This window comes from Nesterenkonia alkaliphila, from assembly GCF_009758175.1.
Lineage (GTDB): Bacteria > Actinomycetota > Actinomycetes > Actinomycetales > Micrococcaceae > Nesterenkonia > Nesterenkonia alkaliphila.
In genome coordinates this window covers 1-9,984 of sequence record NZ_WRPM01000096.1, presented here as the reverse complement: position 1 = coordinate 9,984, position 9,984 = coordinate 1, and the positions used below count along the sequence as shown (strand labels likewise).

The 9,984-nt window shown below is 62.3% G+C and carries 11 protein-coding genes; 2 read left to right on the top strand and 9 right to left on the bottom strand.

Going from position 1 to position 9,984, the window contains the following annotated elements; all coding sequences use genetic code 11:
* Positions 1-33: 33 nt before the first annotated feature.
* The 8 genes from GNZ21_RS13200 to GNZ21_RS13165 all read right to left on the bottom strand — a co-directional run bounded on the left by GNZ21_RS13200 (position 34) and on the right by GNZ21_RS13165 (position 7,551).
* Positions 34-480: a hypothetical protein gene (locus GNZ21_RS13200; protein WP_198346032.1), complete on the bottom strand. Its 447-nt coding sequence runs from the start codon at positions 478-480 to the stop codon at positions 34-36.
* Between the two features lie 302 nt (positions 481-782).
* Positions 783-1,118: a glutaredoxin family protein gene (locus GNZ21_RS13195; protein WP_157325113.1), complete on the bottom strand. Its 336-nt coding sequence runs from the start codon at positions 1,116-1,118 to the stop codon at positions 783-785.
* The gene (locus GNZ21_RS13190; protein WP_157325110.1) at positions 1,102-1,743 is read right to left on the bottom strand and encodes a hypothetical protein; all 642 of its coding nucleotides are present in this window, start codon (positions 1,741-1,743) and stop codon (positions 1,102-1,104) included. The genes GNZ21_RS13195 and GNZ21_RS13190 overlap by 17 nt, the downstream gene beginning before the upstream one ends.
* 72 nt (positions 1,744-1,815) lie before the next feature.
* Positions 1,816-2,679, bottom strand: coding sequence for a tyrosine-type recombinase/integrase (locus tag GNZ21_RS13185; protein ID WP_157325108.1), 864 nt, complete (start codon positions 2,677-2,679; stop codon positions 1,816-1,818).
* A gap of 197 nt (positions 2,680-2,876) precedes the next feature.
* Positions 2,877-3,110 (bottom strand): hypothetical protein, encoded by a 234-nt coding sequence (locus GNZ21_RS13180; RefSeq protein ID WP_157325105.1) that lies wholly within the window; start codon positions 3,108-3,110, stop codon positions 2,877-2,879.
* A 540-nt stretch (positions 3,111-3,650) separates the two neighbouring features.
* Positions 3,651-4,883 carry a hypothetical protein gene (locus tag GNZ21_RS13175; protein WP_157325103.1) on the bottom strand — a complete coding sequence of 411 codons (1,233 nt, stop codon included), beginning with the start codon at positions 4,881-4,883 and terminating at the stop codon, positions 3,651-3,653.
* A gap of 93 nt (positions 4,884-4,976) precedes the next feature.
* Positions 4,977-5,969, bottom strand: a complete 993-nt coding sequence (locus GNZ21_RS16405; protein ID WP_157325101.1) for a DUF2690 domain-containing protein — start codon at positions 5,967-5,969, stop codon at positions 4,977-4,979.
* Between the two features lie 262 nt (positions 5,970-6,231).
* The gene (locus GNZ21_RS13165) at positions 6,232-7,551 is read right to left on the bottom strand and encodes a variant leucine-rich repeat-containing protein (protein ID WP_157325099.1); all 1,320 of its coding nucleotides are present in this window, start codon (positions 7,549-7,551) and stop codon (positions 6,232-6,234) included.
* A 169-nt stretch (positions 7,552-7,720) separates the two neighbouring features.
* On the opposite strand from GNZ21_RS13165, the gene GNZ21_RS13160 reads away from it, so the two are divergent.
* Both GNZ21_RS13160 and GNZ21_RS13155 read left to right on the top strand, forming a co-directional pair.
* Entirely contained in the window at positions 7,721-8,158 is a 438-nt protein-coding gene (locus GNZ21_RS13160; protein ID WP_157325097.1) for a hypothetical protein, read from the top strand.
* 66 nt (positions 8,159-8,224) lie between these two features.
* Positions 8,225-8,956 (top strand): hypothetical protein, encoded by a 732-nt coding sequence (locus tag GNZ21_RS13155; protein ID WP_157325093.1) that lies wholly within the window; start codon positions 8,225-8,227, stop codon positions 8,954-8,956.
* Positions 8,957-8,976: 20 nt separating this feature from the next.
* Here the strand turns inward: GNZ21_RS13155 and GNZ21_RS13150 are convergent, their stop codons facing one another.
* Entirely contained in the window at positions 8,977-9,780 is an 804-nt protein-coding gene (locus GNZ21_RS13150; RefSeq protein WP_157325091.1) for a DsbA family protein, read from the bottom strand.
* Between the last annotated feature and the right edge of the window lie 204 nt (positions 9,781-9,984).

Here is a 9,984-nt window from a genome sequence, read left to right as displayed (position 1 = left end):
TAGTGGCCACTTATGGGCTGTTTTGGTGGCCACCTATGGGCACTTCTCACTGGCCATTGACACCCGAATGACCGCATCCAACGAGTGGGTGTTTCCCCGGGTCTCCTCAGAGCCCGGGCGAGTGACCTGGTACTGGGTGAATTGCAGCCGGTAGGTGGACTTCGTCTTCGCCTCAGGGCCGACCAGGAGGCGGATCTCCTCATCCCCGATTTCCCATTTGGCCTGGGTGAAGCGGTGCACATCCACTGCGTGCTCTCGTGCCAGCTCCACCACAGGGGTGCGGGCATGGTAGCGGCGACGAATAACTTTCAACGCCTGTTCGATGCTCTCTGTGGGGATAGAGACCCCTGAGCGGTCGATGATGGTCACCGCTGCGGTAAGGATCAGTTCTTCCCTCACGGTCTGGTCTGGCTGAGGTTCCTGCCCCGGCGGGGGCGGTGGGGGAAGCTCATTGGTGTTTTTGGTGGTTCTCACGTCCACGTTCAATGCCCTCCTGCATCAGCCCCAGGATCGGGGCTTGTGTTGTGATCTGGGCAGAACTACCGGGGGCACCGGTCACCCTGTATGTCAGTAACGACCAGCAAGTCAGTGGTGGACACACAAAGAGACCGGTCACCGTCCCGGGCCAGAGATGAGGTGAGGGGGACTACCCGGGGGCGGTGACCGGTCTCCGTTGGGGCCTGACCGGACAAGGGACCGGTGGTGTGACCGGTCAGGAACTTGGTGGTGTCCGACTCCTGCGACCGGAGCCTGGTACGGTCAGCGACCGGACTTATGACCGGTCAGTTGACCGATGGGCCGGACACGTCCGGGCCGGTCATGGCCGGTCCAGACTGGGCGCGGTAATTGGAGATTGCTGACTGGAGCTTTGTGGGGTTGTACCCAGCAAACGTCTCGGTCTGGGTCTGCACCACAGGGGCGTGCATCAGTCCTCTCTGCCTGAACTTCTCCACTGTGGCGGCGTTCTCCGGGGCTTCCAGATTCTGGGTCTGGTAGGGCACTCCCTCCTTGTCCAATTTACGTTTGACCGCATCGCACTGGACGCACGGGTCTTTGGTCCACACGGTGATGGGCTGGCCGGTCATATCGGTGTCCTCCTGGTCAGTGTCCGGTCGCATAGGGGTCGTCCTCGTCAGTGCCGTCCCAGTCATGGGGGTTCTCGGTCTCGATCCGCTCAGTGCCCTCCTGGTTGGCAGCCCGGTCAAGTTCTTCCTGGTACTTGGCCAGCAGCAGCTCGATGTACTCCTCCTGGCCGTAGTCGTTGTCCTTGCGGACCCCGTAGCCCAGACCGCCGTGACGGCCGTCGTCATCAGTCCAGAAATTCATGTGCGTCACCGTCCGGGCAGCCTCCAGCAGCTGGCCGTGCTGTGCCTTTGCCTCCTCGGTGGGTTCCTCGAACAGCTCACGCAGCACCGAGTGCCGGGACTTCATAGCGCTTTTGACCAGGCCCTCTGAAGCCAACTGCTTCTCTGTGCCGGTGAACTCGGGCAGCTGGTACTTCTGCTCGAACTGCTCGATATCCAGCAGCCACTGGGTATCGTCCTGCTTCCGCGCCTCGCCCCAGCAGTTAGAGCAGTCCATGCCCTTCTCCGGGTTGGCAAACCCATCCTCAGAGGAGGCCCACAGGGCAAAGCTCTTACGCTTATTCGCTGGTTTGGGCCACCGGCCGCCGGGGCCAAGGTCCACTTTCTCGGTGTGGCCGCATTTGAAAGTGATGTTGTGCTTGGTGGGGATCTTCGACATGACCGGGATACTCCTCGGTGGCAGGCAACAGTTGACCCCTGGTGTTCCCGGCAGCACCTACCCGGCGCATGTCTAAGCGGCTTTGGATAGAGACGTCAGGGCGGTGCGCCTAGACTCTTTCTCCGGCAGTGCGTGGACAAGCTTTCGGATTTTCTTGGTGCTTGCACGCGCGTATATCTCCGTGGTGGCTACGGATTCATGACCGAGCGCTTCTTTGAGCGCCAAGAGATCCGGGTTCTCCTCGTAGGCGTCCATCGCGAACTTATGACGCAGACTGTGGGCGTTGATCCGGGGCTGATTGCCAAACAACCACCGGACACGGCGACCCACTGAGGCAGCAAGCATATGTCCACGTGGGTTCCGGGTGGAGGGAAAGTAGTAGCCGGTGGGAAAGAGGCGCAGTGTGTCAGAGACGAGAGGGTGCAGCGGCAGCATTCTGTACTTGTTGCCCTTGCCAACTACTCTTAGCTCCTCCCCGTAGACGTCTGCACTATGCAGTGGAGCCATTTCGCCGGCTCGTAGCCCCTGGTACTCACCAAGCAGGATCATCAGTACATCTATGCGCCTGGTGCATCGTGATAGTGCTTGCTCCACCTTGTCTTCAGGTGCTGGATTTGGGAAACTCTGTGGTGCCCGAAGCGAGGGCAGCTTCTGAGCGGGGTTCTCGTGAATCAGCTCAGTAGCATGTGCCCACTGGTAGAACACCGAGATACTGGACTTCGCTGAACGTTTGGTCCATGGCGAGGGGCCGACGTCACTGCTGAGCCATGTGAGGAAATCCTGGAGATCCAGATCCCACACCGTCATGTCCTGGGCCTCTGTCCAATTGATGATCCTTTGCACGTAATAACAGCGCAGGTCCACAGTGTCTGGTGCTCGATAAGCGGTCAACGCCGTCCTGAATTTCCGTACTGCATCCTCATGTGACAGTTGCATGCCAGTTCCTCACTCTCATCGCCGTTGATGGGAGACAGGAATCTAAGCGATAAACACAGCCTGAAAGCTCAAGTAGAGCCTGACGCTACCCATCAGCAACGAAACTGGATAAGACAGAACCTTTGGGCAGAGCAGAAAAGCCGCGTATGTCATCACAGCCACCTCAGCGCTATTCCTCATCCCGCGGCGGACAGTAATCAGTCAAATATGAGTGTTCCGACCCAGACGATGGTGGCGATGGCCGCTAGAGGCAGCACCTCTGCTGCCTCTCTGCCGTCGAGCATGTAGTAGGCGAGCCAAGCCCCTGCTCCGAACAGGAACGCTCCGATGCGGACCATGCCGATGATCGAGCCGATGGGGTTCATGATGAAGCGTAGGACTGCACCCAGGATGCTGAGGATTGCTGCTCCACCGATGATTGCTACCAACATGGTTCTCTCGCTCTCTACTTAGTTATGTACCCTCTGTGTTTTCACCCTAGCCGTGGGGTAGGAGACCTAAGCGTCCGTCTTCTTTGAGTGAAGCTCAGCGCTGAACTGCTGGCCCTCCATGAGCAGTCGCTGCTCATACTGCGCATTGAACAGGCCCTCCACCAGCAGATCCTTGGCGCACTCTCTTGTGGTGCGGGTCTGATCAACGTGCGTGTAGTAGTCCTTCTGCCACTGGTTCAGAGCCTCCAGCTCAGGTCGCTAGATCTCCAATACCTCTTCGATGGGATCTCTCATCGTCCCTGCCCTTTCACTCGTGCTGGCATCGGGGTGGGAAGTCGCCAGAAGCGCATAGTGCTGTCAACAACCACCAGATCATCCATTGTTAGGTATCCTGGCAACTGACATGGTTGGGAATCCCATAACCCGGAGGTCCCAGGTTCAAATCCTGGCCGCGCAACTCCAAAGGAAAACCCCGGCCTGATGGCCGGGGTTTTCTCGTTCCCATGGCATACCGGTCGCAGTGCGGCCCCGGCTGCACGCTCAGTCGGCGAGCGGGAAGTCCAGGATGATTGGCTCGGTGCTGGTCACGGTGGTGGTTCCGGAGCCGCCGTAGAAGATCTCCAGTTCGGCGTCCAGCGCAATCTCCTCAGCATCCTCCGGTACCGCGATGAGTGCTCCGTAACTGCCGGCGGGCCACTCGCCGATGTCTCCTGCAGTGGAGTGGTAGACATGCTCGTCACTGACCCCATTCTGGTCAGTGGCGGTCAGCGTCCAGGTACCCCCGTTGAAGGAGATGCTCTGGTTCTGCGGCATCTCGATGCTCATATCCACCACCAGCCAGATGTGCCCCTCCGGTGCGGAACCGTTGGATTCCAGCCCCCAGAGGTCCCAGCCGTTCTGGTGATTCTCGGTGAGCTTGGCCCGATTCATCGTGTAGGTCACAGGCGCAGAATCAGAACCGATGGAAGCATTAGGGATGTTGAAGGTCTGGGCAGAGGTGATCTCCATATCTGCCGGGTTCCGGTTGAAGGTGAGCTCCTCCTCAGCCTCCGTAGCAGGGTCTTCCTCCTCAGGGGTGGGTTCCTCATCCGGAGCATTTTCCGCGGCCTCTTCATCAAGGGGCTCTTGGTCTGTGCCCTCAGCCTCGGGGGCAGCGGTGCTCTCAGCCTCAGGTTCTGCCGTGGCCTCTTCGGTGGGTTCCTCTGAGGCTTCCTCAGTGGCCTCTGGCTCCGGCTCCTCATCATCCTCCCGCAGGAAGAACCACCAGCCTGCGGCAGCTCCGCCGCCCAGCAGCACCAGAAGGAAAGCCACCAGGGCGAAGACCCCGCCCTTGCCCTTGGTCTCCTCTTCCTCAGCCTGCTCGCCCTCCGGCGGATAGGCATAAGCCCCAGCCTCCTGGCTCAGCGGAGGTACAGCCTCCGTGGGCTGTTCACCGGTGGAATAGGCAGCAGCGGCGGGAATCGCCTGAGTAGGCTGCTCGCCGGTAGGTAGCACCCCACTCCCAGCCTGGGGGACCTCGGCCGGCGGGGCGGCAGGTGGTGCTGCCTGCGCAGTGACCCAGGAGCCCTCCGGGGTGCGGTAGCCGGCGTGCCAGCTGCCGGCCCCGTCATAGAAGCCGCCGTGCCACTGATTGCCCGGTCCGTAGAATCCCGGTTGCCACTGACTGTGCTCATCGTAGAAGCCCCCGTGCCAGTTTCCTTGAGCATCGTGGAATCCGGGCTGCCACTGGCCTGAGGAGTCGAAGGATCCCTGCGGCTGAGCTTGGCTGTTCATGGCCTTCCCCCTGGTTATTCGTGCCTGCACCCGTTCAACTGCCGAATATCCGGCAACTCTTCACCCTAACCCACGGCCCTCGCGCCAGATGGCTCAGATGCACATCGGCGGGGCCAGCTCTATCTCACCCTCGGCCTCGTCAGTGGAGATATAGGCGACCCCGCAGATGCGGGTGTCGATGTTCTCCTCGATGAGCATGGGGGTATAGACCGACTGCACGTCGAAAGCCTCGCGGTGCACTGCGTTCTCAGATTCGGGGCCCTCAGTTTGCGGGTAGACTACAAAGCCCACGTGATTGCCCATGGACTGCTCATCCCAGCGGGTGATCCGGCCCCAGGCGGCACGGCACTCATTGGACCACAGGATCTGCACCTGCACAGTACCTTCGAGCCGCTCCTCGCTGGCCGCGATCACCGCATCCTCATGGCATACCGTGTTCATCGGGTCCACCCCGGAGGCCGGCTCCTCCCGCCCCTCATCAGCGGCCTCCTCCCGAAGCTCCGCCAGGATCTCCTCCACTGCAGTGCGCAGCTCATCCCCCTCAGCCGAGAGCCCGGGCCGCTCTTCGGAGGCTACCGGCTCGCTGCTGCGGGCAAAGGAATCCCACATCGCATTGCCCAGCAGGGCGGCGATCAGGCCTACGGCTGCAGCCACCAGCACTGTCAGTGAGCCCCGCGAGCGCTGCCGCTCTGCCTCATGGCGAACGGGAGCTGGCGCAGGCGCCGCACCGGATGCACCGGTCTGGCCTGCCCTCACCTGCGGAGTCTCCCCGGTGAGGGGGCTTTCAGCGCTGCTGCTGCGATGCGCTGCCCGGGGGTCAAGAGCCCGGCGGCGCTCCAGCCAAGGCGTTGGGTCTTCACCCAAAGCTGCGACCAGCTTCTCTGTGGTGTTCTCAGTAGGAAGGCGATGCCCGCGGAAAGCATCGGAGAGGACCGATTTGGATACTTTTGCCTTCTTGCTCAGGGCAGCGAGAATCGGGTTGCCGGCCCGGGCGCGCAGCTCATTGAGGTCCTCTGCGAACTGCTGCACCGAATCCTCACTGAGGGCCTGGCGTTCAACCTCCTGATCAGGGGCGGAATTGCTCATTCTGTGTGTGTTCCTCCGGTCAGTGCGAGTGAAACCGTTGGCACCATCATGTCAAGACTCAGTGTTCCGAATGTGTTTCGAGGCGCTCAAGGTCCGGAAAAACTTGTCCGAACTTTTCGTCCGGATCCGGAAACCACTCCGGAAATCCCCCTGACCAGGAGTTTTATGGCTCAGGCCCCGCCACCGGGACAAGGCTTCAGGTGTGAAGGCCGGTGTAAGCCGGCCGAGAGGCGAGCGGGGTTCCCCCGCCGCCGGGACAAGCTCAGTGCAGCTCGAAGTACTCGCGGGCAATCTCGAACCCGCTCCCGGACTGCTGGGACCAGCACTCGAAGTAGAAGAAATCAGCCTGGCATCCGAAGTCGCTGTTGCCGGTGATCTCGTCATAGTCAAGCTCCTGCCCCTGGGAGCTCACCGGATTGTCGCAGTCGAACTCGGCTTCACCGTCCTGATCCACCCGGAAGGTGGCCCCGTCCTCGCAGTCACTGGGTGCATCGAATTCATACTCCAGAACCGTGCACCGGACCTCATCATCAGTGAGCTCACAGTTGATGTTGCCGGTGGGGGAGGAGAACTCGGTGATGTCCAGGGAATTATCCGGCAGTGGACGTTCCAGTTCGGGCTCCTGATACTCGAAGTCCCAGGAGGTCTCCACCCCCTCAGCGATGATGTACTCATCGCTCTCCGGCTCAGCCGTCACGGTAAGGGTCTCCCCCTCCTCGATCTCCACGGTGCCGGAGTGGGAGTACTCCACACCTTCCACATTCTCCGGGATCTCCACCGTGTTCTCGTCCTGAGTGGGCGCCGGGATGCTGGTGATCTCAGTTGGCTCCTCCTCCTCAGGCTCCTCGGTCTCCTCCTCGGTGGCTTCCTCCGTGGCCTCCTCAGTGGGCTCCGTCTCCTCTGCTGGCTCCGGGGCGGTCTGCTCCTGGTCATCCGCAGGCTCGTCATCATCGGCAAACGGATTGCCGAAGAGCAGGAAGTAGCTGGCAGCCAGCGCTCCCACTGTGAGCAGGAGCAGCAGGAAGATCAGGATTCCCGCACCGCCGCGCTTCTTCTCCGGCTCCGGCTGCTCTTCCTCCGGATCGTAGACCGGGTGCTGCTGGTAGTAGCCGCCCTGCGGAGGATAGGCCGGCGGAGGGTATGCCGGCTGCTGACCGGGATACCCGGCAGCAGCGGCGCCGTATACCTGCTGATCAAACCCTGGCTGCGGATCAAGCTCCGGCTCAGAGGCCGGCTGCTGGTAGTAGGGCTGCTGCACGGCCCCGAACTCCTCAGTCTGCTCCGCCGGGGTCTGGGGCATGGCCTGGGTGGGCTGTTCGGTCACAGGGGTGGCGAGCTGGCCCTCAATCGGCACTGTGGGCTGCTCAGGCTGCCGGGCGTCGTCGTGACCTGCTGCTCTGCGCGCCAGGGCCGCATCGGTCTGCGGATCTCCCAGCCCGCCCAGCCAGTCCAGCAGCCCCTGGTAGGCATTGGGGTGCTCGGCAATCTGCGGGCGAAGGTCCGCGCGGGACTGGGCAAGTTGGTAGAGTTCGGCTGCGGATGCATCGGGGGCTATCCCGTGGTTCTCGGGCTCCTGGGTCATGCGAACATCATGCCAAACCGGGCTGTGCGATGCTGAACCGGCTGACATATATACGCATAATCCAGAGCCATTCACCCAACGTTCAGAAAGCCCTCCTAGCGTCACCACAGAGTTCTGTCAGAGTCCTGTCAGAACCAGATCCAGAAAAGCATAGAAAGAGGCGACACTCATGAGCACCCTGACCACACGCAGCAAGACCTTGGGCGGCGCAGCCGGAGTTTTCGGGCTGCTGGCCGTCACCGCATGCGGCGGCAGTTCCGTAGAGGCCTACTGCGATGTGTGGGAGGAGGGCCAGGCGGAGTTCGAGCAGCTGGAAACTGCTGATATGCAGAATTTCGATGAGGCATTCAGCACTGTGGAGGACTTCCTGGACGACGCCGTCTCTGCAGCCCCGGACGAGATCGAATCCCAGACTGAGAACCTGCGCGATGCGATCGCTGCGATCAACAACCTGGACATCGACTTCGAGAACCCGGAGTCCTTCACCGACCCCGAGGTGATGGAGGACCTGGAGCAGCTTGAGGAGCAGTTCGCCACCATCGAGGCGGACTCCCAGGCCGTGGAGGACTACGTGAACGAGAACTGCGAGAACGTGGACCTCAGCTGATCCGGCCTCCCCGCCCCACCTGGAATACTGGTGGCTATGCGTGCGGGGAGCTCTTCACCTGGGCTGATGGCGCGGTGGGCTGCCCCTGCTGCCATCAGCCTTGCGGTGCTCGGCTGCGCACAGGCCGCGCAGTCCACCGAACCGACCCCGCCCCGCAGCGGCCCGCCTGCTCAGCTGAGCAGTATGCCGGATACCGTGGAGGGCCCCTCTGCCCGCAGCTACGGCACGCTGCGAGCCATGCAGATTCGCCGCCTGCTGCTGGATGAGCAGGAGCTCTTCCCACGAACATCCGGTGAGGTGCTCGAATATGCGGAGGCCGTGACCGTGCTGCACCGCTGGCGGCACACCCTGGTCCCGGAAGCGGAAATACCTGACGACGACGCCGCCTCCACCGCCTGTGCCCAGGCACTCGGGGAGGTCTACACCGTCACCCAGCAGAGCCCGCTCAACGCCCTGATGCTGGTCCACGCAGAGCAGCCCACCGGCGGCAAACTGCCAGCCGAGGTGGCAGTGGGTATCGCCAGCTACCGCCAACCCGCCCAGGTGCAACTCCAGTGGGAAATGGCAGCCCAGGTGTGTGACGGAGCCATGCTCAGCCTCGGTGAGCAGCAGTACCGGCTGTCTGCACTGGAGTATGCGGGAGCCTCCGGGCTGAGCTTCAGCAGCGACTCCGCAGAGCAGCATGTGCTGAGCCTGGACAACGGGCACAACAGCATCACGGTCTATACCCAGACCTCAGCCGAGCATGCCGCCGCATTGCTTGAGCGGCAGCTCGCCAAGTTCGCCACCACCCCTTAGCTGTTCACCCGCTGAGCAGGTCAGTCGCGGATTGCGGCCTCGATGTGCAGGTGCAGCGACATCAGCTCGTCACCGGGAACTTCCTCACCATCGATGAAGATAGTGGGCGTGCCGCTGATGCCGGCCTCGTTGAGTGCGGAGTCGGTGGTCTGCTCCACAAACTCGGCATAGGGCTCATCGGTGATGCACTGACTAATATCCGCCCCATGGCCCTGGGCGCGCTCGGCCAGCTCCTCCGCGGAGAGCTCATCCACAGTGCTGCGTTCGGCAGTGATCTCACCCAGATAGGCGAAGTAGTTCTCCGGGGAATTCTCCGCCATGCAGGCGAAGGCATTGGTGGCGATATCCGAGTAGTCGCTGACGAAGCTCACGCTGCGGTACTCCAGGGTGATGGCCCCCTCCTCCAGCCAGCCGTGCAGGTGATCGTGGAAGGTCTCCTCCAAGGTGGCGCAGTGCGGGCAGCCGGGATCGCTGAAGATCACCACATGCGGGGCGTCACTGGCCTGGGCCTGCGGGTCGATCTCGGTGGGGGAGACCAGCACGAACCCGCCGTGCTCGTTGGCAAGCTCTGGGCTCTCAGACCCGGTGGGGGCGGCATCGCTCTCTTCCGGCTCAGTGCTGTCCTGCTCCGCCGCCTCAGTAGGCTCCGGCTCAGTGTCCTCGGGCTCGGGCGCCTCGGTGGTCTCATCCCCTCCGCTGCCCAACTGGGTGACCCCGCTGGCATCGGTGTTGTCCTCCTCCCCGTCCGAGCAGGCGGTCAGTGCCAGCAGCACGGCGGTGCCGGCGGCTGCGGTCCATCGGATCTGTCTTCTGCGCTGAATCATCGCCGGCCAGTATATGAGGTGCGCCTGGGTGGAGGATCAAGGATCCCTGCAGGCTGTCCGCTGCGAATTCCGGGTGTCCGGATTTTCCGGATCAGCTCCGGAACCGAGGAATTGAGGTATCTGCACTCCAGGCGGCGGATAGGCTGAAGCTCTGTCACGGCCCGGCGAGGGGAGCCGCGTGCCGCTGTGCGCACCGCACCGCAC

Coding starts and splice junctions, on each gene's coding strand:
- GNZ21_RS13185 (WP_157325108.1), bottom strand. CDS start 2,679: ATGCAACTGTCACATGAGGATGCAGTACGGAAATTCAGGACGGCGTTG.
- GNZ21_RS13155 (WP_157325093.1), top strand. CDS start 8,225: ATGGCGCGGTGGGCTGCCCCTGCTGCCATCAGCCTTGCGGTGCTCGGC.
- GNZ21_RS13150 (WP_157325091.1), bottom strand. CDS start 9,780: ATGATTCAGCGCAGAAGACAGATCCGATGGACCGCAGCCGCCGGCACC.
- GNZ21_RS13175 (WP_157325103.1), bottom strand. CDS start 4,883: ATGAACAGCCAAGCTCAGCCGCAGGGATCCTTCGACTCCTCAGGCCAG.
- GNZ21_RS13165 (WP_157325099.1), bottom strand. CDS start 7,551: ATGACCCAGGAGCCCGAGAACCACGGGATAGCCCCCGATGCATCCGCA.
- GNZ21_RS13195 (WP_157325113.1), bottom strand. CDS start 1,118: ATGCGACCGGACACTGACCAGGAGGACACCGATATGACCGGCCAGCCC.
- GNZ21_RS13160 (WP_157325097.1), top strand. CDS start 7,721: ATGAGCACCCTGACCACACGCAGCAAGACCTTGGGCGGCGCAGCCGGA.
- GNZ21_RS16405 (WP_157325101.1), bottom strand. CDS start 5,969: ATGAGCAATTCCGCCCCTGATCAGGAGGTTGAACGCCAGGCCCTCAGT.
- GNZ21_RS13190 (WP_157325110.1), bottom strand. CDS start 1,743: ATGTCGAAGATCCCCACCAAGCACAACATCACTTTCAAATGCGGCCAC.
- GNZ21_RS13180 (WP_157325105.1), bottom strand. CDS start 3,110: ATGTTGGTAGCAATCATCGGTGGAGCAGCAATCCTCAGCATCCTGGGT.